The sequence below is a fragment of the Humitalea rosea genome (assembly GCF_003253705.1).
GTDB classification, from domain to species: Bacteria; Pseudomonadota; Alphaproteobacteria; order Acetobacterales; family Acetobacteraceae; genus Humitalea; species Humitalea rosea.
Genome location: NZ_QKYU01000014.1, coordinates 125564 through 145947 on the forward strand (window position 1 = coordinate 125564; position 20384 = coordinate 145947).

General features: G+C 68.6%; 20 protein-coding genes. 10 read left to right on the forward strand and 10 right to left on the reverse strand.

Annotated elements, in window-relative coordinates:
* Positions 1–8: 8 nt before the first annotated feature.
* Positions 9–437 (reverse strand): Zn-ribbon domain-containing OB-fold protein, encoded by a 429-nt coding sequence (locus tag C8P66_RS13480; protein ID WP_111398787.1) that lies wholly within the window; start codon positions 435–437, stop codon positions 9–11.
* Complete coding sequence (locus C8P66_RS13485; RefSeq protein WP_111398788.1) at positions 437–1630, reverse strand: thiolase family protein; 1194 nt, start codon at positions 1628–1630, stop codon at positions 437–439. Before C8P66_RS13485 ends, C8P66_RS13480 begins: the two co-directional genes overlap by 1 nt.
* A gap of 133 nt (positions 1631–1763) precedes the next feature.
* Between C8P66_RS13485 and C8P66_RS13490 the strand changes: the two genes are divergently transcribed.
* The 3 genes from C8P66_RS13490 to C8P66_RS13500 are packed head-to-tail and all read left to right on the forward strand — an operon-like array spanning position 1764 to position 5553.
* The gene (locus C8P66_RS13490; RefSeq protein ID WP_158537247.1) at positions 1764–3905 is read left to right on the forward strand and encodes an acetate--CoA ligase family protein; all 2142 of its coding nucleotides are present in this window, start codon (positions 1764–1766) and stop codon (positions 3903–3905) included.
* Positions 3906–3919: 14 nt separating this feature from the next.
* Positions 3920–4402: a MaoC/PaaZ C-terminal domain-containing protein gene (locus tag C8P66_RS13495; RefSeq protein WP_111398790.1), complete on the forward strand. Its 483-nt coding sequence runs from the start codon at positions 3920–3922 to the stop codon at positions 4400–4402.
* Complete coding sequence (locus tag C8P66_RS13500) at positions 4399–5553, forward strand: acyl-CoA dehydrogenase family protein (protein WP_111398791.1); 1155 nt, start codon at positions 4399–4401, stop codon at positions 5551–5553. Before C8P66_RS13495 ends, C8P66_RS13500 begins: the two co-directional genes overlap by 4 nt.
* 3 nt (positions 5554–5556) lie before the next feature.
* Here C8P66_RS13500 and C8P66_RS13505 read toward each other — a convergent pair whose 3' ends face one another.
* The 4 genes from C8P66_RS13505 to C8P66_RS13520 are packed head-to-tail and all read right to left on the reverse strand — an operon-like array spanning position 5557 to position 8612.
* Complete coding sequence (locus C8P66_RS13505) at positions 5557–5844, reverse strand: DUF1330 domain-containing protein (protein WP_111398792.1); 288 nt, start codon at positions 5842–5844, stop codon at positions 5557–5559.
* Positions 5845–5867: 23 nt separating this feature from the next.
* A complete protein-coding gene (locus C8P66_RS13510) occupies positions 5868–6962 on the reverse strand; it encodes a CaiB/BaiF CoA transferase family protein (protein ID WP_111398793.1) in 1095 nt (364 codons plus the stop codon).
* Positions 6950–7630, reverse strand: coding sequence for a nitroreductase (locus C8P66_RS13515; protein WP_111398794.1), 681 nt, complete (start codon positions 7628–7630; stop codon positions 6950–6952). The genes C8P66_RS13510 and C8P66_RS13515 overlap by 13 nt, the downstream gene beginning before the upstream one ends.
* A 25-nt stretch (positions 7631–7655) precedes the next feature.
* A complete protein-coding gene (locus C8P66_RS13520) occupies positions 7656–8612 on the reverse strand; it encodes a Bug family tripartite tricarboxylate transporter substrate binding protein (protein ID WP_158537248.1) in 957 nt (318 codons plus the stop codon).
* Positions 8613–8813: 201 nt separating this feature from the next.
* On the opposite strand from C8P66_RS13520, the gene C8P66_RS13525 reads away from it, so the two are divergent.
* On the forward strand, positions 8814–9668 hold the full coding sequence (locus C8P66_RS13525; protein WP_111398796.1) for a FadR/GntR family transcriptional regulator: 855 nt from the start codon (positions 8814–8816) through the stop codon (positions 9666–9668).
* Positions 9669–9797: 129 nt separating this feature from the next.
* Positions 9798–10850, forward strand: coding sequence for an LLM class flavin-dependent oxidoreductase (locus C8P66_RS13530; protein WP_158537249.1), 1053 nt, complete (start codon positions 9798–9800; stop codon positions 10848–10850).
* Between the two features lie 10 nt (positions 10851–10860).
* Here the strand turns inward: C8P66_RS13530 and C8P66_RS13535 are convergent, their stop codons facing one another.
* Positions 10861–11628, reverse strand: a complete 768-nt coding sequence (locus tag C8P66_RS13535) for an SDR family oxidoreductase (RefSeq protein WP_111398798.1) — start codon at positions 11626–11628, stop codon at positions 10861–10863.
* A gap of 134 nt (positions 11629–11762) precedes the next feature.
* On the opposite strand from C8P66_RS13535, the gene C8P66_RS13540 reads away from it, so the two are divergent.
* Entirely contained in the window at positions 11763–12608 is an 846-nt protein-coding gene (locus tag C8P66_RS13540) for an IclR family transcriptional regulator (RefSeq protein ID WP_111398799.1), read from the forward strand.
* On the opposite strand, the gene C8P66_RS13545 is transcribed toward C8P66_RS13540, so the two are convergent.
* From C8P66_RS13545 to pcaH, 3 genes are read right to left on the reverse strand one after another with little or no spacing between them, the layout of a single operon-like run.
* Positions 12584–13762, reverse strand: coding sequence for a 4-hydroxybenzoate 3-monooxygenase (locus tag C8P66_RS13545; protein ID WP_111398800.1), 1179 nt, complete (start codon positions 13760–13762; stop codon positions 12584–12586). The two genes, C8P66_RS13540 and C8P66_RS13545, sit on opposite strands and share 25 nt — an antisense overlap.
* Before the next feature lie 27 nt (positions 13763–13789).
* Entirely contained in the window at positions 13790–14320 is a 531-nt protein-coding gene (gene pcaG, locus C8P66_RS13550) for a protocatechuate 3,4-dioxygenase subunit alpha (RefSeq protein WP_111398801.1), read from the reverse strand.
* A gap of 1 nt (position 14321) precedes the next feature.
* Positions 14322–15041: a protocatechuate 3,4-dioxygenase subunit beta gene (gene pcaH, locus C8P66_RS13555; RefSeq protein WP_111398802.1), complete on the reverse strand. Its 720-nt coding sequence runs from the start codon at positions 15039–15041 to the stop codon at positions 14322–14324.
* Between the two features lie 310 nt (positions 15042–15351).
* Between pcaH and C8P66_RS13560 the strand changes: the two genes are divergently transcribed.
* The 4 genes from C8P66_RS13560 to C8P66_RS13575 all read left to right on the forward strand — a co-directional run bounded on the left by C8P66_RS13560 (position 15352) and on the right by C8P66_RS13575 (position 20241).
* Positions 15352–16194, forward strand: a complete 843-nt coding sequence (locus C8P66_RS13560; RefSeq protein ID WP_111398803.1) for an SDR family NAD(P)-dependent oxidoreductase — start codon at positions 15352–15354, stop codon at positions 16192–16194.
* A 37-nt stretch (positions 16195–16231) separates the two neighbouring features.
* A complete protein-coding gene (locus tag C8P66_RS13565) occupies positions 16232–17974 on the forward strand; it encodes an FAD-dependent oxidoreductase (protein ID WP_111398804.1) in 1743 nt (580 codons plus the stop codon).
* Positions 17975–18018: 44 nt separating this feature from the next.
* On the forward strand, positions 18019–19254 hold the full coding sequence (locus tag C8P66_RS13570) for an ABC transporter substrate-binding protein (protein WP_111398805.1): 1236 nt from the start codon (positions 18019–18021) through the stop codon (positions 19252–19254).
* Positions 19255–19536: 282 nt separating this feature from the next.
* Complete coding sequence (locus tag C8P66_RS13575; protein ID WP_211314143.1) at positions 19537–20241, forward strand: nitroreductase; 705 nt, start codon at positions 19537–19539, stop codon at positions 20239–20241.
* The last annotated feature ends 143 nt before the right edge of the window (positions 20242–20384 follow it).

Here is a 20384-nt window from a genome sequence, read left to right on the forward strand (position 1 = left end):
ATGTGGATTCAGCTCGGCGACGCAGGTTCCGGCCGCGCGGCGAAGAGCGCGCCATCCGCATGACGCAAGGCGACCAGGCGGACCGCGCCATCCAGGGGAGCCGCCGCATCGCCCCAGAGGCGGGTCGCCAGGCGCACGCCTTCCTCCAGATCGACGATGCCGACGCGATAGGGCGCATCCCCTCGGAACACCGCGGGGGCGGCGTGGATGGTGGTCGCCGCGTAAAGCCGGCCGCGCCCCGACAGATCCGCCCAGGCGACGTTCCGCGACCAGCAATGCGGACAGAAGGGCTTGGGCGGAAAACTCCATTTGCCGCAGTCGTCGCAACGGGTGGTGGTGAAGCGCCCCTCCAGCAGCCCGTCCCAGAAGCGCCGCGTGAAGGCGGTCACACGGGGCGGATAGAGGCGGGGCCCGACGACGGGAATGATCGCCAGCATCAGCGCACGGCCTCCAGCACATGGACCAGCGCCGCGTTGTAATTGCCGAGCTCGGCGCTGGTCAGGGCGAGTTCTGCATTGGCGACCTGGCGCGGCCCGGCGCGGCCGCGCAGCTGCTCCATCGCCTCGACGAAGCTATAGAAGGGCGTGACATAGGCGGGGTGGCCGCGCGACTGCAGCCCGCCGGAGGTGCAGATCGGAATGCGGCCGCCGAGGCTGGTCTCCCCCTCCACCGCCGCCCGTGCCCCAGCCCCGCGCGGCACCAGGCCCAGCGCCTCGCTGACCAGGACCTCGACGATGGTGCAGGGCGCGTAGAGCTCGGCGAAATCGATATCCGCGGGGGTCACGCCGGCGGCCGCGAAGGCCGCGCGCCCGGCGGTCTGCGCCGAGGCCAGCGCGATCATGTCGTTCGGGACTTCGCTGATCTGATGCGCACCTTCGTGGAAGAAGCCGCGCGCGCGAACCCGGACATAGGGCCGGCCAAGCCCGCGCGCGACATCTTCCTCGGCCAGCACCAGGCAGACGGCGCCGTCGCTGCGCGGCGGTACCTCGAACAGCCCCAAGGGCTCCACGATCATCGGCTGCGCCAGCACATCGGCAAGCGTGATCGGCTTGCGGAACTGCGCCAGCGGGTTCAGCGCGGCATGTGCGCGGTTCTTGACCGCGACGCTTGCCAGCGCCTCCCGCGACGATCCGAATTCATGGATGTAGCGCGCGGCATCCATCGCGTACCAGGCGATCGGGGTGATGCCGAAAGGGACCTGGAAATCCACGTCACCGACCGCGCGCATCGAGCTCATCATGTGCTCGGCGGCCGAGGTCGCGGTCTCGAAGTTGACGCCGAGCGCCAGCGCGACCTTGGACCGGCCGAGCAGGATGTCATTGGCCGCCTGCTCGAAGGCCAGCCCCGCGGTCATGCCATTGCCGAGGATCTCGGACACCGTGCCGGAACAGGGCAGGCGCAGGTAATGCGCCATGAAGGTCGCGAAGTATTTCTGGGCGGTATAGGGGCGGCATTGCGAGAAGGCGAGCGAGCCGATGTCGCCCCGATCGACCCCGGCATCGGCGACCGCATCCAGCACGAGCCCAGCCAGGAGCTCATGCTCTAGCACCTGTTCCTCGGCCCCCGCAGGCGTCTGCCATTTGCCCACAGGCACGGCGGCGGCGCCGATGATGGCAACAGTTCTTGTCATGTCGGACGCCCCCCCCCGCGCGCCCCGGCCGTGGCCGTGGCCGCGGAAGCGGGCTTGACGATCCTTCCGGCGGATGTATTTGTCAATGGACGGTCCATTGAAGAACATCCGAGGCCAGGGGGAAACACCGCGCATGCTGATCGACAGACCCGCCTATCGCAGGGCCGATCTCCACCGGCTGGTCGACCCGCGGGTGATTGCGGTGGTTGGCGCCTCGGAGACGCCGGGGTCCTTCGGGCAGCGGACGCTGATCAACCTTGCTGGATTCGATGGCAAGGTTTTCGGGGTCAATCCGAAGTATCGCGAGACCATCGGCTTCCCCTGTGTCCCCAGCCTCGGCGACCTGCCCGAATCGCCGGATTGTGTCGTGCTCTGCGTCGCGCGGCCCCTGGTCGCGCCGAGCCTGGAAGAAGCCGTCGCGGTCGGCGCCGGCGGCGCCATCGTCTATGCCTCGGGTTTCGCCGAGACCGGGGCAGAGGAGCGCATCGCGGCCCAGGCCAGCCTGGTCGATATCGCCAGCCGTGGTGGCGTCCGCATGGCGGGTCCGAACTGCGTGGGCCTGGCCAATGTGCGCAGCGGCGCCGCGATGAACTTCATGTCGGACTGCGGCAGCATGATGCGCGGCCACGCCGGGCGGGTCGCTGTGGTGTCGCAGAGCGGCGCGCTTGGCTACACCGTGCTGCAATCCATGATGCGCGGCGTCGGCATCAGCCATTACCTTGCGGCCGGCAATTCCGCCGATGTCGATGTCTCCGACTACATCGCCTGCCTCGCCGAGGACCCCGAGGTGCGCGCGATCATCTGCCTGTTCGAGGGCGTGAAGAGCGGGCAGCGCTTCCTTGAGGCCGCGCGGCTGGCGGATGCCGCCGGCAAGGCGCTGATCGTCTACAAGGCCGGTAATACCGAAGCCAGCGGCAAGGCGGCGCTGTCGCATACCGGTACGCTGGTCGGCTCCGTCGGCGCCTATCGCGCGGCCTTCGACGAAGTGGGCGCGATCCAGACCGATGATCTGGAGGCGGTGCTGGAACTCGCGAGCTTCTTCGCCAAATCCGGCCCGCCACGCAATGGCCGAGGCGTCGGCATCATGGCAACCTCGGGCGGGGCCGGCGTGATCAACGCTGACAAGGCGGAACAGAAGGGCCTGCAGCTTCCCGCGCTGGCGCCGCAGACGCGGGCGGTGCTGGAAACCGTCGTTCCCGATTTCGGCTCGGTCGCAAATCCTTCCGACCTCACCGCGGAAGTATTGAAAAGCTCCACCACCTTTGCTCTCTGCCTGAATGCCTTCGTCGATGATCCGGGCTTCAGCGCCGTGGTCGTCCCCCTGGTCTTCGCGCATCCCGGCGCCACCGGATCGCGCGCGCCCACGCTCTGCGAGGTCGCCGCGCGCACCGATTGCGCGGTCGCCGCGATCTGGATGAATGAATGGCTGGAGGGCCCCGGCAGCGCGCTTCTGGATGCCGATCCGAAACTGACGCTGTTCCGCTCCTCCGACCGCTGCTTCGCCGCCATCCGCGCCTGGTGCGACTGGCATGAGCGGCGCGGCCGGCCCGCCGTCCTGACCTCGCGGCTCTCCCCCGCCGATGCGGCGGCGGTCGCGCGGAACATCATCGCCGGGGCCGGCCAGAAGGCGCTCGGCGAGCAGGAGTCCAAACGCATCCTGGCCGCCTATGGCATCCCCGTGCCGCAGGAGGCGCTGGCGGCGACCCCCGAGGCTGCCGCCACGGCGGCGGCGGCGATCGGCTTCCCGGTGGTGGTGAAAATCGCCTCGCCCGACATCCTGCACAAGACCGAGGTTTCGGGCATCCGGCTGAACCTGCGCAGTGCCGAGGAGGTGCGTGCGGCCAGCGCCGAAATCCTCGCCACCGCAGGGCAACACCGGCCGGAAGCGCGGCTTGAGGGCGTCAGCATCCAGAGCATGGCCCCCCCGGGCACCGAACTCGTCATGGGCATCCGGATCGATGCGCAATTCGGCCCGCTGCTGGTGGTCGGCCTCGGCGGGGTGATGGTCGAACTGCTCGGCGATGTCGCGACCAGCCTTGCCCCCGTGGGGCCGGACAAGGCGCGGCGGATGCTGGCCTCGCTGCGCGGCTACCCGCTGCTGACCGGGTTCCGCAAACAGCCCCCCTGCGACATCAATGCTGCCGTGGAAGCGATCTGCCGCTTCTCCGAGCTTGCCGACGATCTCGCTGATCTGATCGAGGAAGTCGATGTGAACCCGGTGATCGTTGCCCCCGTGGGTGCGGTCGCCGCCGATGCCCTCATCGTCCTGTCCTGAAGCTGGAGGATACCATGCGCGGAAAATGCATCGAGGATTTCGTGGTCGGCGCGGTTGATGTCAGCCGCGCCCGGACGGTGACGGAGACCGATGTCGTCACCTTCTCCTGGCTGTCGGGCGATGTGAACCCGATGCACACGGATGCCGAGCACAGCGCCCGTTCGCCCATGGGCCAGCGCATCGCCCATGGCGCGCTGGGCCTGTCGATGGCCACGGGGCTGAGTGCCGGTCTTGGCTATCTGGAAGGCACCGCCATTGCCGCCCTCGGCGTCGATGAATGGAGGTTCCTCAAGCCGATCCTGTTCGGCGACACCATCCATCTGCGCGCCACGATCGTCTCGGCGCGGCCGACCTCCAAGCCTGACCGTGGCGTGCTCGTGCGCCGGATGGAACTGCTCAACCAGCGCGGCGAGGTCGTGCAGACAGGGCTGATGACGACAATGGTCTTGACCCGTGCCGGCGCCGCGGCCGTCGAGGAAAAGGAAGCTGCACGATGACGCTGATGAACCTGTTCGGCCTGTCCGAGGAACAGCGCATGATGCGTGACAGTGTGATCGCGCTTTGTGAGCGGCATCTGCCCTGGGACCGCATCCGCAAGATGGATGAGGCGCGGGAATTCCCGCATGAGGCCTATCAGGCCCTGGCCGAGGCCGGCTACCTCGGCCTGTTCTACCCCGAGGCGCTGGGCGGCATGGGCGGCAGCCACAAGGATCTGACCGTCCTGCTGGAGACCCTCGGCTACTACTACACCGGCATCGCCCAGGCGGTGACGACGACGCTGATCTATGCCGGGATGCATGTCGTGAAATTCGGCTCGCCGGCATTGCAGCGGGAGATCGTGCCGAAGATCATCGCCGGGAAGATCAAGCTGGCGCTTGCGATGTCCGAACCCGGCACCGGCTCGGACGTCGCGGGGATCAAGACCAACGCGATCCGCGACGGCGATGACTATGTGCTGAACGGCAACAAGGTGTGGATCACCTGCGCCCATGTCGCCGACTACCTCGTCGTGATCGCCAAGACCGATCCCGCCGCCGGCCGCCACCAGGGCATGAGCACCTTGCTCGTGGACGCCAAGGCGCCCGGCGTGACGATCCGCCCGCTGTCGATGCTCGGCCGCAGGACCACCCATGCCAATGAGGTCTTCTTCGAGAATGTCCGCATCCCCGCCACCAACCTGATCGGCGGCGAAGGTCAGGCCTGGCGGAACATCATGAAATGCCTCGGTGTCGAACGGCTCGGGCTGGCGGCGATCTCGGCCGGGCATTGCTTCAAGATCACAGAATACGCGCGGGATTACGCCAAGGAACGCATCCAGTTCGACCAGCCGATCTCCAGCTTCCAGGTCATCCAGCACAAGCTGGTGAACATGGCGATCATGTCGGAGACCGCGCGGCAATCGGTCTATCGCGTGGCCGATCTGCTGGATGGTGGCGAGCTTGCGATCGAGGAGACCTCGATGGCGAAGATCATCTGCACGGAGAACAATTTCCGTTGCGCCGACGAGGGTTTGCAGATCCTGGGCGGTGCTGGCTACTCGATGGAATACGACATGCAGATGTTCTTCCGTGACTCGCGCGTCGGCCCGATCGGCGGCGGCAGCAACGAGATCCAGCGGAACGTGCTGGCCAAGCGCATGGGGCTCTGAGGCCTATGCCCCCTCCACCGCGATGAAATCCGCGACGGCGGCATCGCGGCGCAGGGCCCGCGCCTCCATGTATTCCGGGGAATGATAATAGCGCTCGGCCGCCGCCAGCGACTCGAATTCGATCACGACGTTGCGGCTGCGGCCTTCGCCTTCCAGGGTCCGCACGGGGCCGCCACGCACCAGCACCCGGCCGCCATATTGCGCGATGACGGGCGTGGCCGCGCGAACGTAGCGCATATAGGCGACCTCGTCGGACACCTCGACCCTGGCGATGATGTAGCCCTTCGGCATCTGCGGTCTCTCCGGTGTTGGCGTCAGGGCACGCCCCAATCGGCGAGGATGCGTGCCACGTCATCGATCTCGGCGATGCGGGCCTGGCCTGGCGTACGGCTGAACCGCGGTGCCGGCGCCGGCTGCATCACCCCGTCGCGTTCGAGGAAGTTTCCCCGCGCCGCCATCTGCGGCTGCGCGGGTGCCTCGGACAGCGCCACCACCGGGGTGACGCAGGCATCGGTCTGCGCGAAGACGGCGGTCCATTCCGCTTGCGTCCTTTGGCCGAACACCGCAGCCAGCGCCGCCCGGATCGCCGGCCAGCCAGCACGGTCCTGACGCGGCGGCAGCGCCTCCGCCTTCAGGCCAAGGCCGGCCAACAGGGCCTGCCAGAACGGCTCCTCAAGCGCGCCGACCGCCATATGGCGGCCATCGGCGGTGGCATAGGTCGTGTACCAGGGCGCGCCGCCGTCCAGCAGGTTGTCGCCGCGCCGTTCGTTCCAGCCGCCGCGGGCGCGCAGGCCCCAGACCACCGACATCAGGGTCGAGGCACCATCGATCATGGCGGCATCGACCACCTGGCCCTTGCCGCTGCCGCGCGCCTCGATCAGCGCGCAGAGCACGCCGAAGGCCAGGAACAGCGCGCCGCCGCCGTAGTCCCCCAGCAGGTTCAGCGGCGGCACCGGCGCGCCATCGGCGGGGCCGATCGCATGCAGCGCACCGGTCAGCGCGATGTAGTTGATGTCATGCCCCGCGGTCGGGGCCAGCGGCCCGTCCTGGCCCCAGCCGGTCATGCGGCCATAGACCAGCGCCGGATTGGCCGCCTGGCACGGCCCGGGGCCGAGGCCGAGGCGTTCCATCACGCCCGGCCGGTTGCCCTCCAGCAGGATCTGCGCGCCCGACACCAGCGCCAGCGCGGAGGCCCGGTCCGCCTCGTGCTTGAGGTCGAGCGTGACCACGCGACGCCCGCGCAAGGTGATGTCGCGGGTCAGGTCGCGCGGCGCTCCTGGCCGCGCGATATGGACGACCTCCGCCCCCATATCCGCCAGCAGCATGGCGCAGAAGGGCACCGGGCCGATCGCCCCGAATTCGACGACCCTGACGCCGGCCAAGGCGCCGGCGCTGCTCACCCCTGCCATGCCAGCACCTCCTCCAGTGGAGCCCGGCTGGTGCGGAAGCGATTGGCCGGATGCGCCGTGTCCTCATAGCCGAAGGAGATGCCGCAGACGATGCTACGATCCTCGGGAATGCCGAAATGCCCGTGCAGGAAAGGCGAGAAGGCGGTCAGCGCCGCCTGGGCGATGCTGGCGACGCCAAGCGCCTGGGCCGCCAGCATGAAGCAGGTGACGAAGGCGCCGCAATCCACCGCACCATAGGCCCCGAGCGCCGCATCGCTGGAAACGATCGCGACGTGCGGCGCCCCGAATAGCCGGAAATTCTCCCGCGCCTGGCGGGCGGAGGCCTCGCGGTCGCCATGCGCCACGCCGACCGCGTCATAAAGCTGGTAGCCGCAGGTCCGGCGCCGTTCCTGGTAGATGCCGCGATAGGCGGCGGGAAAGGCGATATCCGGCGCGGACCCGGTGTCGTGCATATGCGCGCGCAGCGCCGTCCGGAACTGCTCGGTCGCTGCTCCGCGGGTGATGGTCACCCGCCAGGGTTGTGCGTTGCACCAGGAGGGCGCGCGCTGGGCCATGCCAAGGATGCGCTCGATCACCGCATCATCGAGCGGATCGGGCAGGAAGCCGCGGCAGCTGTGGCGCTCGCGCAGCACGTGCTCCAGCGCAGTGACATCCGCCGTGGCGGTCATCAAGTCCGCTCCCCCCGCCCCGCCGTCATTCCGGCTTGATGTCCGCTCGCGCCAGAACGCCGCGCCACAATTCCGCATCGGCGTTCAGCCGCGCCGCGAAGGCCTCGGGCGTGCTGGCAGCCGGCTGCATCCCGGCCCCGCGTAGCGGCGCCTGGACCGCCGGCATCGCCAGCGCGTCGCGAACGGCGTCATTGAGCTTCGCGACGATCTCCGCCGGCGTATGGGCGGGCGCGAGCAGGCCGAACCAGACCTCGGCCGAATAGCCCGGCAGGACCGAGGCAATGGGCGGCGTGTTGGGCACCAGACTGGAAGGCTCGGCCGAGCTGACGCCGAGGCGCCGCAGCTTACCGGCCTCGATATGCTCGTTCATCGCCTGGGAGTAGCTGGTGAGGGTGAACTGCACCTCACCCGAGAGCACCGCCAGCGTCATCGGCGCCTGCCCGCGATAGGGCACATGCACCGCCTGGAGCCCCGCCATCTGCGCCATCAGCAAGGTGGCCACGTGGCCGAAGGAACCGACACCGGCGGTACCGTAGTTCACGCGGTCCGGCCGCGCGCGGACATAGTCGAAGAATTCCCGCAGGTTCGTGACCGGGACTGCAATGTTGGTGACCAGCACCAGCGGCGTGCTGGTGAGCAGGGAGATCGGCGCCAGCGCGCCCGTGGCCTCATAGCCGATGTTGGCGCGGATCAGCGGCAGGATGGTGGTGGGGCCGTTGTTGCTGATCAGCAGCGAATAGCCGTCGGCCGGCGATTGCAGCACCTCGCGCTGACCGGTGGCGCCGGCACCGCCGCCGCGGTTCTCGATGATGATGGGCTGCCCCAGGGACAGGCGCAGCGGTTCCTGCAGGGCGCGGGCGATGATGTCGGTGGTGCCGCCCGCCGGGTAGGGAACCACGAGCCGGATGGGCCGGTTGGGATAGTCCTGCGCCATGGCCGTTCCGCACCCAAGGCTCGCGACGACGGCCAGGCCGGCGATCATTCTCCGCATCCGCATGTCTTTTTCCTCCCGTGACGATCGCTGCCAGCCGGCACATTGATCCGCCCCGCATCGTTCCCGAATTTCTAATGCCAATGGACCGTCCATTCAAGTGCCGGGCGCGCCGCAGCGGTCGACCATGCGGCATGGTTCGGGTATGGACGGTCCATTCGAAGGCAGTTCTGGCGTGGAAATCGAAGTGGAATGAAGAAGCCTGCGACCAGCCGTACAGCGAAGCCGAGCGTCGCCCCGCCCCCCGGTTCGAAGACAGCGGCGACCAAGCCTGCGCCAAAGCCCGCGCGGCCGGCTGGGATCGCGCCGCGCGACAGCATCGCCTTCAGCCCGATCAAGACGCGCCGCATCTCCGAGGAAATCGGCGCCCGCATCCGCCAGCAGATCGCGGCCGGCGAGTTGCAGCCCGGCGATCGGCTGCCGACCGAGCGCGAACTGGCCGAACTTTTCGCCGTCAGCCGGATGGCCGTGCGCGAGGGGATGCGCAACCTCGAGGTCGCGGGGCTGATCTCGCTGCACAAGGGCCGTCATGGCGGCGCCTTCGTCAGCGACGGCAGCCACAAGCTGGTGACGCAATCCTTGCGCGACATGCTCGATCTTGGCCGCGCCTCGCTGCCGATGCTGATGGAGGCGCGACGCCACATCATGGATATCGTCGTGCGCCTGGCCTGCGAGCGCGCGACGCCGGCGAGCCTGGCGGCGCTTGAGAAGAACACCGACGAGACCGAGGCTCTGACCAAGGCCGGGCGCTTCGAGGAACGGACCTATACCGCCATCGAATTCAACCGGGTGTTGGCGGAAGCAACCCGCAACCAGATCCTCTGCGCGATCGTCGAGGCGCTGAGCGAGGTGCTGCGCCATTTCGTCTCGGTGGCGGGGGTACGGCCGCATGACCCCGTGGTCGCCATGCGCCGCGCCCTGACCCAGCAGATCCGTGCGCGCGACGCCGATGCAGCGGTCGCGATCATGATGAATTACCTGGATGGGCTGGAAACCTACCTCCAGGCGCATGGCGAGGCCTCCGGCGGGTCGCAACCCGGGGCCTGACGCGCAGGGGGGCCATATTCCCCGATCGGCGGGATTGTGGCTTTCTGCACGGCGGCTCACGCCAACTCCGCCGGTCCCGCGATGCATTGGCAGGATCCGACCTCAGCCCTACGCACGGATGGCTTGCCCATGCAGATTGCCTTGTTCAACCTGATGGCCATGCACCACCCCGACCAAACACCGGCCGAGGTGCTGGCGACCACCGTCGAGCACGTGCGCCTCGCCGAACGCCTCGGCTTCGATGCAGCCTGGTTCGCCGAGCACCATTTCAGCAATGCCTCGGTCTGCCCCTCGCCGCTGCTGATGGTCGCCCATTGCGCGGCGGTGACGCAGCGCATCGCGCTTGGCCCCGCGGTGATCGTGCTGCCGTTGAACAATCCGCTGCGCATCGTCCAGGAATTGGGGATGCTCGATGCGCTGACCGGCGGGCGGCTGCTGCTCGGCCTCGGCACCGGGCACCAGCCGCATGAGTTCCGCACCTATGGCGTGGACATCGGCAACCGCAGCGCCCTGCTGCAGGAGGGCTGGGACATCCTGCAGCAGGGCCTGACCACCGGCCGCGTGGCGCATGACGGCCGCTACATCACGGTGCCGGCCGCACCCTTGGCGGCAACCCCGGGCCGCATGCCGCCGCTGTTCCTGGCCGGCGGCGATGCCGGTCTGCTGGAGCGCGCGGCACGGTCCGGGGCGACGCCGCTGGTCGGCCAGGGTTTTCGGACCGCGCAGATGACGTTGAAGTCGCTGGACCCGATCCGCAGCGCCTATGCCGCCGCGGGCATCCCGATGGAACGGATGCCGCTTGGCCTGCAGCGCTACATCTTCGTCACCGATGACGCGGAGGAGGCGCGGGAAGCAGCGCGCGGCCTGCTCCGCATGGGCCGCATCCTGCAAGGGCTGCGCCTGCCCGATCCGCCGCGCGATGGCGTGCATCTGCGCGACATCCCGCTCGACAACGAACCCAGCGAGGCCTGGTTGCTGGAGAACTGCCCGATCGGCCGCATCGAGCACGTCACGCAGGTGCTGGCCGAGGATCTGCGCCTGCTTCGGCCGACGCATATGAGCATCTACACCAGCTTCACCACCCTGCCGCGCCCCGCGGTGCTGCGGGCCCTGGAACGGCTCGGCACCGAGGTGCTGCCCTTCCTGCGGCGGGAGGCGATGCCGCTGCGCCTGGCGGTGTGAGCCGCCGCGCTCACGCCTCGCTGGCGGCATCGCCGGCATCGGCGAAGGCCATCCAGCCGCCATCCACGCAGAGGATCGCACCGGTCACGTAGCTTGCGGCCGGCGAGCACAGGAACAGGATGACCGCGGCAATCTCCTCCGGCCGGCCCAGCCGGCCCATGGGAATCCGCCGCCGCAGCTTGGCAGCATCGATCGACCCGTCGGCGGCGAGTTTCTGGACGAGTGCGGTCTCCACATAGCCGGGGGCCACGGCATTGACGCGGATACCGGCCGCGGCCCATTCGCAGGCCAGCGACCGGGTCATCGCAGCGATTCCGGCCTTGGCCGCGCCATAGGCGTTGCGCCGCGGGAGCCCGCCGAGCCCCGCGATCGAGCTAATGTTCACCATGGCGCCGCCCTGCGCGGCCATCAACTTGCGGGCCTCCCGCGAGACCAGGAAGGTGCCGGACAGATGCGTGTGCAGGACACGTTCGAATTCATCCAGCCGCTGGTCGGTGGTCGGCAGATGCGGGCTGCCGATGCCGGCATTGTTGACCACCGCATCCAGCCTGCCGCAGTCCCGTCGGACCTGTTCGAGCATGGCCACGACATCGGCCTCGACGGTGACGTTGCAGCCGACGCCGATGTGCTCCGGCCCGAGGTCCCGGGCCCGTGCCGCGGCGGCCTCGGCGCGCAGGTCGGCCAGCACCACGCGATAGCCGGCATCGGCGAAGGCGCGGGCGGTGGCCCAGCCGATGCCGTCCGCGGCACCGGTGACGAGGGCGACGGGGGCGGTCACGTCGCGGCTCCGGGCTGGCGGGCGATACGCATGGCGTTCTCCTGGATCGGGTGGGGAGGCTTGCGGCTGGCCTGCCGGTGGCGCGGGCTGCTACAATTGGCGCGCCTGCGGACTAGCGCATTTGGATTGGGGTGATGGACGAAACGACGCCGATGCGGGGCCCGATGCCGGACAATGTCATGGCGCCCACGCGCCAGCCAGGCATGTCCGACAGCAGCCTGGAGCGCATGCTCGGCCTGCTCGACCTGTTCACCGAGGACCGGCCGAGCTGGTCGGTCGAGGAGATCTGCGACCATCTCTCGATGTCCCAGGCCACCGGCTACCGCTACCTCAAGCTGCTGTCCCGCACCGGGCTGCTGGCGCCGGCCGAGGGCAGTGCCTTCATCCTGGGGCCGCGCATCGTCCAGCTCGACCGGCTGATGCGCCGCACCGATCCGCTGTTGCGCCACGGCGTGCCGGTGATCGAACGGGCGCGCCCCGAACTGCACGGCATGTTCCTGCTCTCTCGCCACTACGGCGACCATGTGCTCTGCGTGCACCAGGACATGACCGATCCGACCTTGCGGACCAGCATGGAGCGCGGCCGCCCCATGGAGCTGTTCCAGGGCGCCGCGCCACGCGTCGTGCTGGCCTTCCTGCCGACCTACCAGCTGCGCAACCTGATGCTGCGCCACCCGGACCGCATCCGCGCCGCCGGCCTCGGTGCGAGCTGGGAGGAGTTCCGCGCCCGGCTCAAGGCGGTGCGCAAGGAGGGCACGCGTATCGCGATCGGCGAGGTCGATGCCGGCATGGTCGGCGTCGCGGCGCCGATCTTCCGGGCGCCGGGGGCGGTGGTTGGGGCCATCTCCCTGGCGCAGAGCGAGGAGCGCTTCCGCACCGAGGACCCCGCGCGGCTGCGTGCGCTGGCGCTGCGCATCGCCGATGAGATCTCGGCCGGCTTCACCGGCGGCGGCCATCAGCCGAACGGCAGGCCGACGTAGTTCTGCGCGAGCGACGTCGCCGCCGCAACCGTGCCGGTGACCAGGTCGAGTTCAGCAAGCTGGCGCCGGTCGTCGAAGGCGCTGGCGCCATCAGCACGATGCAGCATGGAGGTCATCCACCAGGAGAAATGCTGCGCCCGCCAGACCCGCCGCAGTGCCGCCGCGGAATAGCCATCCAGCAGATCGGTCGCGCCGGTCGCGTAGTGGTGGCCGAGCGCGCGATCGAGCAGGAAGACATCGCTGATCGCAAGGTTCAGCCCCTTGGCGCCGGTCGGCGGCACGGTATGCGCGGCGTCGCCGGCCAGGAACAGCCGGCCATGCTGCATGGGTTCGCAGACATAGCTGCGCATCGGCACGATGTTGCGCTGGAATATCTCGCCCTCGATCAGGCGAAAGCCATCCCCGCCCTGCACGCGGGCCTGTAGTTCCGACCAGATGCGGTCGTCGGACCAGTTCTCGATCTTGTCGTTGGGATCGCACTGGAAATACATCCGCTGCACATCCGGCGTGCGGTTGCTGATCAGGGCGAAGCCGCGGTCGTGCCGGGCATAGACCAGCTCCTCGGAGGAGGGCGGCGCCTTGCACAGGATGCCGAACCAGCCAAAGGGGTAGATGCGCTGGTAGTCCTGTCGCAGCCCATCCGGCATCGCCGCGCGGCCGACACCATAGGCGCCGTCGCAGCCCAGGATGAAATCGCAGTGCAGCCGGCTGTCGGCGGCATCGGCGCCGATGAAATGGATCACGGGCTGCTTGCTGTCCAACCCACTCACGGCCGTGACCTTGGTGCCGAAACGGATCTCACCGCCGACCTGCAGCCGGGCCGCGATCAGATCCTTCAGCACCTCATGCTGCGGATACAAGGTGGTGACGCGGCCGCCGGTCAGCCCTTGGAAGTCGATGCGGTGGTTGCGGCCGCCGAAGCGGAGGATGGTGCCGTGATGCGGGACGCCCTCGCGCTTCAGGCGCTCGCCGACGCCCGTCTCGACCATCAGATCGACGGTGCTCTGTTCCAGGATGCCGGCGCGGATCGTGGATTCGATGGCCTCGCGCTGCCGGGATTCGAGGATGACCGTCTCGATCCCGCGCAGATGCAGCAGATGCGCCAGCATCAACCCCGCAGGGCCCGCACCGATGATCCCGACCTGTGTGCGCATCCTGCTGTTCTCCTGACTGGGCTGCTCTTAGACGTCGAGGAACACGGTCTCCGCCGCGCCATCGCCCTGCAGGCGGATATCGAGCGACCAGACGCCCTCACCGGTCGCATGCGCCAGCAGCGTGGCGCGCCGGGCCGGATCCTCGATGGCGGTCAGCAGCGGATCGGTCGCGTTCAGCGCCTCGCCTTCGAAATAGACGCGGGTGACCAGGGCCTTGAGCAGCCCGCGCGCCAAAATCGTGATCGCGATATGCGGCGCCTGCTGCGTATTGCCGCGGCCAGGCACCGGCCCCGGCTTCAGCGTGGTGAAGCGGAAGCGGCCCTTGGCATCGGTGGCGGCGCGGCCCCAGCCGAGGAAATCGTCGCTGGCCGGCGGGTCCGCCTGCCAGATCTCGACGCAGGCATCGGTGACCAGGGCACCATCGCCATCGGTGATGGTGCCGGTCAGGGTGATGCGCTCAGCCCCATCAGGCCCGAAGCGGGTCAGATCCTCCCAGTCCGGCTCGGCCAGCAGGTGCCAGTAGGGGCCGATGGTCTGGCTCGCGGTGGCGGTGGGCATGTCAGCGCGGCTCCTCGAAAGGCGTGGCGCCACGGCCACGCAGCACGATGTCGAAACGGTAGCCCAACGCGTATTCGGGCTGGGTGATCTCCAGGTCGAAATCGGCGATCAGCCGGTCGCGCGCCGCCACATCGGGGACGCAGTTGAAGATCGGGTCGAGCGGCAGCAGCGGATCGCCCGGAAAATACATCTGCGTGATCAGGCGCTGCGCGAAGCCCTGGCCGAACAGCGAGAAATGGATGTGGTTCGGCCGCCAGGCATTGGCGTGGTTCCGCCAGGGATAGGCGCCGGGCTTGATGGTGACGAAACGCCAGCGCCCCTCCGCATCGGAGAAGACCCGCCCGACGCCATGGAAATTGGGATCGAGCGGCGCATTGTGCTGGTCGAGGGCATGGGCGTAGCGGCCGGCGGCGTTTGCCTGCCAGATCTCGACCATGGTGTGCGGGACCGGCCGGCCATCCTCGTCCAGCACGCGGCCGCCGACGATGATGCGCTCGCCCTGCGCCGCCTGGGCGCCGGTGCCGGAGATATCCGCAAGGCTCGGGAAGCGCGCCGAGGTGAAGCGCGGCCCCGTCGTCTCCGTCACCGTATGCGGGGCAAGGACAAGCGCTTGGGTCGGGTGGCGCGCCCGCGTGCTCAGATAGGCGGGGGTGTCGTAGGAGGGCTGGGTTCCGGCCGCGGGCGGGCGGAAGGGCTGAGGGTCACGCGCGGACTCCTGCATCTTTTCGGTCTCCTGGGACTTGTTGATGTCTCGGACCTGGCCGGCGGCGCGGGTGTCAAACCGTCGCGGACGGGACCGCCACGCCTGGACAACGGCTTCCTCCGTCTCCTTCCCTGGCCTCTATAACAGGCCATAATTTGTCCGCACAATATGCGAAAATTTATCCTTCTTGTCGGGTCACCGTCACGCCCCCCGCGCAGGCGGTGCGCCGCTAGCCGCCCGGACCTTCGACAACCAATAAAATTCTCATATTGTGCTTATCGCTTCGCTTCTGATAAGGCGGCTGACAATGGCAAGAGAGAGGGAACCCATGGACGGCCACAGCGACACGCGCCGCGCAGGCGCGGCCTGGCTCGACCTCACCGGCCGGCGCTGCGTCGTCACCGGAGCCGCCGGCGGCATCGGCCTGGCCATTGCCACGGCCCTGGCGGGCGCGGGCGCCGCCGTCGCCCTGCTCGACCGGGACGGTGGCGCCTGCGATGCCGCCGCGATGGAGCTCGTGGCCGGCGGCGCCACCGCCATCGCGGTGCCCTGCGACGTCACCGCGCCCGAGAGCGTGACCGCCGCCGCCGAGGCGGTCGCGGAGCGGCTCGGCCCCTGCGAGATCCTGGTCAACAACGCGGGCGTGCTGCGGCCAGCACCGCTCGCCACGCTTCCGCTCGCCGAATGGAACGCGATCCTTGCGGTGAACCTGACGGGGTATTTCCTCTGCGCGCAGGCCTTCGGGCAGCATATGCGCGATGGTGGCGGCGGCAGCATCGTGCATGTCGCCTCGATCGCCGGCAGCCATCCCCAGGGCCAGAGCGGTGCCTATAGCGTCAGCAAGGCCGGGGTGATCATGCTGTCGCGCCAGCTCGCGCTGGAATGGGGGCCGGCCGGCATCCGCAGCAATGTCGTCAGCCCCGGGCTGATCCGTACACCGCTTTCGGCCGCCTTCTACGCCAGCCCGGGCGTGGCCGAGGCGCGTGCCGCCATGGTGCCTCGCCGCCGCGTCGGCGCCCCGGTGGATGTGGCGGATGCCGTGCTCTGGCTGGCCAGCCCGCGCGCCGATTACGTGACAGGTGACGAGATCACCGTCGATGGCGGGCTCGACACCATGCTCATGGGGCTTGTGCCGCGCCCGGGGTTCGAAGCCGCCAAGCCCCAAAGCTGAACGACGACCGCCGCCCAACGAAAGACCGATCCGGATCATGCAAGACACGCCTTCGACGAGCCTGACCTGCGACCTCCTGGTGATCGGCTCCGGCGCCGGCGGTCTGTCCGCGGCCATCACGGCGCGCAAGGCCGGGCTGGATGTGCTGGTGATCGAGAAGGCGCCGGTGTTCGGCGGCACCACGGCCTTTTCCGGCGGCATCCTCTGGGTGCCCGGCAATCCGCACGCCAAGGCCCGCGGCATCGCCGATACCAAGGAGGCGATGCGCACCTATCTGCGCCACGAGGCCGGCAATCATTATCGCGAGGATGTCGTCGAGGCATTCCTCGAGAATGGTCCACGCATGCTGGAGTTCTTCGAGGCGGAAACGGATGTCCATTTCATCGCCTATGACTACCCCGACTACCACCCCGATGCGCCGGGCGGGATTTCGCGTGGGCGTTCGGTGGCGACGGTGCCCTATGACGCGCGCGAACTCGGGCCGGAGCTGAAGCGGCTGCGGCCGCCGCTGCGGACCATCACCTTCCTCGGGATGATGTTCAACTCCGCGAACAACGACCTGAAGCATTTCTTCAACATGACGCGGTCGCTGGCCTCCGCGCTCTACGTCGCCAAACGGCTTGGCCTGCACATGACGCATCTCGCGCGCTATGGCCGCGGCGTGCAGTTGACCAGCGGCAATGCGCTGGCGGCGCGTCTCGCGAAATCCGCCTTCGATCTCGGCATCCCCATCCATACCGGCACGCCCGCGAAGGAGCTTTGGGTCGAGGAGCGCCGCGTAGTTGGCGCCGTGGTGGAACAGGACGGCAAGCCGGTCCGTATCGCCGCGCGCCGCGGCGTGATCCTCGCCGCCGGCGGCTTCGCGCGGGATGTCACCCGGCTGACCCGCGTCTACCCGCATGTGAAGCGCGGCGGCGAACATGTGACGCCGGTGCCGGAGGACAACACCGGCGACGGCATCCGCATGGCCGAGGCGGTAGGCGCACGGTTCGACGACAGCTTTCCCAATGCTGCCGCCTGGATGCCGGTCTCGAAAGTTCCTTTGGGCGACGGCAAGATCGGCGCCTTTCCGCATCTGGTGGACCGCTATAAGCCGGGCTTCATCGCGGTGAACCGCCAGGGGCGGCGCTTCATCAACGAGAGCCATTCCTACCACGACTTCGGCGCCGCCATGATCCGCACCTGCGAGGGCGAGGCGGAGACGGCGGTCTGGCTGATCGCCGGCCATCGCACGGTACGGAAATACGGGATGGGCTTCGCCAAGCCGGCGCCGATGCCCTTGGCGCTGTATCTGCGCAGCGGCTATCTGCAACGCGGCAAGACGCTGCGCGAGCTTGCCGGCAAGATCGGCGTTGATGCCGCGACGCTCGAAGCGACAGTGCAGCACTACAACGAAGGCGCCGTGGCGGGCGAAGATCCGGAGTTCGGCCGCGGCAGCACGGCGTTCAACCGCTACCTCGGCGATGCCGACCACACACCGAACCCCAACGTCGGCCCGGTCACGCCTGGCCCCTATTACGCGCTGAAGCTGGTGATGGGCGACCTCGGCACCTTCGACGGCATCCGCACCGATGCGCAGGCCCGCGTGCTGGATGCCTCCGGCGCGCCGATACCGGGGCTCTATGCCGTCGGCAACGACATGGCGAGCATGATGGGCGGCGCCTATCCCGGCGCCGGCATCACCCTCGGCCCGATCATGACCTTCGGCTACATCGCCGGCCGGCACGTTGCCGGTCTCACGGATGAAGATACCGGGGACGCGCCGCCCGCCGCTGCGTGAAGAAACCCCAGACCCAGTCAAACACAAAGGGAGGGAACCAAGAAATGAAGACAACCCGACGCGTCCTGCTCCAGGCCGGGGCCGCGACCATCACCCTGGGTGGCGGCGCTGCCCGCGCGCAGGCGGATGACACCATCCGCATCGGCGTGCTGACCGATCTTTCCGGCCCCTACAAGGATGGGCAGGGACCGGTGAGCCTTGCCTGCGCCGAACAGGCCGCCGCCGAATTCACGGCCGCCAATCCGGATATCAAGGTGGAGGTCATCTCCGCCGACCATCAGAACCGGCCGGATACCGGGCTCTCCATCATCCGCCGCTGGATCGACCAGCGCGGCGTCGATATCGTCACCGACATCGGCAACAGCGCCATCGCCATCGGCGCCCGCACGATCGTCATGGAGAAGGACAAGATCGCGCTGGTGACCAGCGCGGGATCGTCCGACCTGACGGGAAAGCATTGCGGCCCCAACTCGATGCATTGGGGCTGGGACTCCTGGTGCCTGGCGAAATCCAACGGCACCGCGCTGGTGGAGGCCGGCGGCGACAGCTGGTTCTTCATCACGCCCGACTACGCCTTCGGCCATGCCGCACAGGCGGATCTGACCTCCTTCGTCGAGAAGGCCGGCGGGCATGTCGTGGGGGGCGTCAAATACCCCTTCCCGCAGACGACGGATTTCTCCTCCTTCCTGCTGCAGGCGCAATCCAGCCGCGCCAAGGTGGTCTGCTTCACCAACTCGGGGTCGGATCTGGTCAACAGCCTGAAGCAGGCGCGGGAATTCGGCGTGAACCGTCGCGGCGTCAGGCTCGCCGCCGCCGTCGCCTATGTCACCGACGTCATCCCGATGGGCCTGGAGGTGGCGCAGGGGCTGACCGTGACCGAAACCTTCTACTGGGATCTCAATGATCGCACCCGCGCCTTCATGGCGCGCATCGCGCCGCGGATGCCGCAAGGCCGCTTCCCGAACATGAGCCAGGTCGGGAACTACTCGGGCGTGCTGCACTACCTCAAGGCGGTGAAGGAGGTCGGCGTCGCCCGCGCCAAGGCCTCCGGCCGCGACGTGGTAGAAACGATGAAGCACATGCCAACGGATGATGATTGCTTCGGCCCCGGCCTGCTGCGGGAAGATGGGCGCAAGATCCACCCCTCCTATCTGTTCGAGGTGAAGACTCCGCAGGAAAGCCGCGGCCCCGGCGACGTCTACAACCTGCTGGCGACGACCCCGGCCGAGCAGGCCTTTCGCCCCCTCGCCGAGGGCGCCTGCGTGCTGAACCACAGCTGAACCCGACCACCGCCGCCCGGCCCTGTTGGGGCCGGGCCTGGGGTCTCGCCTGAGGCCCGCTTGCGCGTCGCGCGGGATGCGTCCGTGGGCGGAAGCATCGACCGGCCGCCCAGCGCCATGGCCGGCGTGACGGCGCCTATGCGCGGGCCTTCCCCACGACACCGGCCTCCCCTTCGGGTGACCGGCCCGCATTGGCGCGGCCTTGGCCAGGGGCCGACAAGTCCTGCATAGCTTCCGGCATACACCCTGCCCTGGCAGGCAGCAGATGGCCGAAAAGAGGGGATGCCGATGACCGTCCAGGATTTCGCGCGTGAGACCGACCCGGCCGAGATGCTGGAACAACTCCTGCGCGACCGCCACAGCTGCCGCGCCTTCCTGCCCGACCCGGTCGATGACGAGGTGATCGAGCGCATCCTTGGTATCGCCCAGCTCACCCCCTCCTGGTGCAACACCCAGCCGTGGCAGGCGATCGTCACCCGTGGCGCCGGCACCACCCGGTTCCGCGACGCGCTGCTGGAACAGGCCCGCGGCGGTCCGCCGCAGCCGGACTTCGCCTTTCCCACCGGCTTCCACGGCGTCTATCAGGCCCGGCGGCGGACCTGCGGCTACCAACTCTATGACGCGGTCGGCGTGGCGCATGGCGACCGCGAGGCTTCCGGCCGCCAGGCGCGGGAGAATTTCCGGCTGTTCGGCGCACCCCACGTCGCCATCGTAACCAGCGACGCAGCACTGGGCCCCTATGGCGCGGTCGATTGCGGCGCCTTCGTCACCAGCTTCATGCTCGCGGCCCGGGCGCTTGGCATCGCCAGCATCGCCCAAGCGGCACTGGCGGGTTTCGCGCCCTTTCTACACACCTATTTCGGCATTCCGGAGGACCGCATGGTGGTCTGCGGCATCTCCTTCGGGCTGGAGGACACGGCGCATCCGGCCAATTGCTTCCGCACGGGCCGCGCGCCCCTGCCCGAGGTGCTGACCTGGCACGACTGAGCCAGGCCGAAGCCCCATCTAGCAGTCTGTCGGATTCACTTTGCCTTTCTGATTTGTCAAACTGCGGTTATGGCGACCTTCGTATCCTACAATCGCGACCAGGCATTCCTGTTGCCTCCGGACCTCAAGGCGTGGCTGCCCGA

Excerpts from the sequence above, each read along its gene's own strand:
- C8P66_RS13540 (WP_111398799.1), top strand. The coding sequence starts at position 11,763 with ATGGACGAAACGACGCCGATGCGGGGCCCGATGCCGGACAATGTCATG.
- C8P66_RS13560 (WP_111398803.1), top strand. The coding sequence starts at position 15,352 with ATGGACGGCCACAGCGACACGCGCCGCGCAGGCGCGGCCTGGCTCGAC.
- C8P66_RS13565 (WP_111398804.1), top strand. The coding sequence starts at position 16,232 with ATGCAAGACACGCCTTCGACGAGCCTGACCTGCGACCTCCTGGTGATC.
- pcaG (WP_111398801.1), bottom strand. The coding sequence starts at position 14,320 with ATGCCCACCGCCACCGCGAGCCAGACCATCGGCCCCTACTGGCACCTG.
- C8P66_RS13525 (WP_111398796.1), top strand. The coding sequence starts at position 8,814 with ATGAAGAAGCCTGCGACCAGCCGTACAGCGAAGCCGAGCGTCGCCCCG.
- pcaH (WP_111398802.1), bottom strand. The coding sequence starts at position 15,041 with ATGCAGGAGTCCGCGCGTGACCCTCAGCCCTTCCGCCCGCCCGCGGCC.
- C8P66_RS13490 (WP_158537247.1), top strand. The coding sequence starts at position 1,764 with ATGCTGATCGACAGACCCGCCTATCGCAGGGCCGATCTCCACCGGCTG.
- C8P66_RS13575 (WP_211314143.1), top strand. The coding sequence starts at position 19,537 with ATGCCGATGACCGTCCAGGATTTCGCGCGTGAGACCGACCCGGCCGAG.
- C8P66_RS13520 (WP_158537248.1), bottom strand. The coding sequence starts at position 8,612 with ATGATCGCCGGCCTGGCCGTCGTCGCGAGCCTTGGGTGCGGAACGGCC.
- C8P66_RS13570 (WP_111398805.1), top strand. The coding sequence starts at position 18,019 with ATGAAGACAACCCGACGCGTCCTGCTCCAGGCCGGGGCCGCGACCATC.
- C8P66_RS13530 (WP_158537249.1), top strand. The coding sequence starts at position 9,798 with ATGCAGATTGCCTTGTTCAACCTGATGGCCATGCACCACCCCGACCAA.
- C8P66_RS13485 (WP_111398788.1), bottom strand. The coding sequence starts at position 1,630 with ATGACAAGAACTGTTGCCATCATCGGCGCCGCCGCCGTGCCTGTGGGC.
- C8P66_RS13515 (WP_111398794.1), bottom strand. The coding sequence starts at position 7,630 with ATGACCGCCACGGCGGATGTCACTGCGCTGGAGCACGTGCTGCGCGAG.
- C8P66_RS13480 (WP_111398787.1), bottom strand. The coding sequence starts at position 437 with ATGCTGGCGATCATTCCCGTCGTCGGGCCCCGCCTCTATCCGCCCCGT.
- C8P66_RS13495 (WP_111398790.1), top strand. The coding sequence starts at position 3,920 with ATGCGCGGAAAATGCATCGAGGATTTCGTGGTCGGCGCGGTTGATGTC.
- C8P66_RS13500 (WP_111398791.1), top strand. The coding sequence starts at position 4,399 with ATGACGCTGATGAACCTGTTCGGCCTGTCCGAGGAACAGCGCATGATG.
- C8P66_RS13545 (WP_111398800.1), bottom strand. The coding sequence starts at position 13,762 with ATGCGCACACAGGTCGGGATCATCGGTGCGGGCCCTGCGGGGTTGATG.
- C8P66_RS13510 (WP_111398793.1), bottom strand. The coding sequence starts at position 6,962 with ATGGCAGGGGTGAGCAGCGCCGGCGCCTTGGCCGGCGTCAGGGTCGTC.
- C8P66_RS13505 (WP_111398792.1), bottom strand. The coding sequence starts at position 5,844 with ATGCCGAAGGGCTACATCATCGCCAGGGTCGAGGTGTCCGACGAGGTC.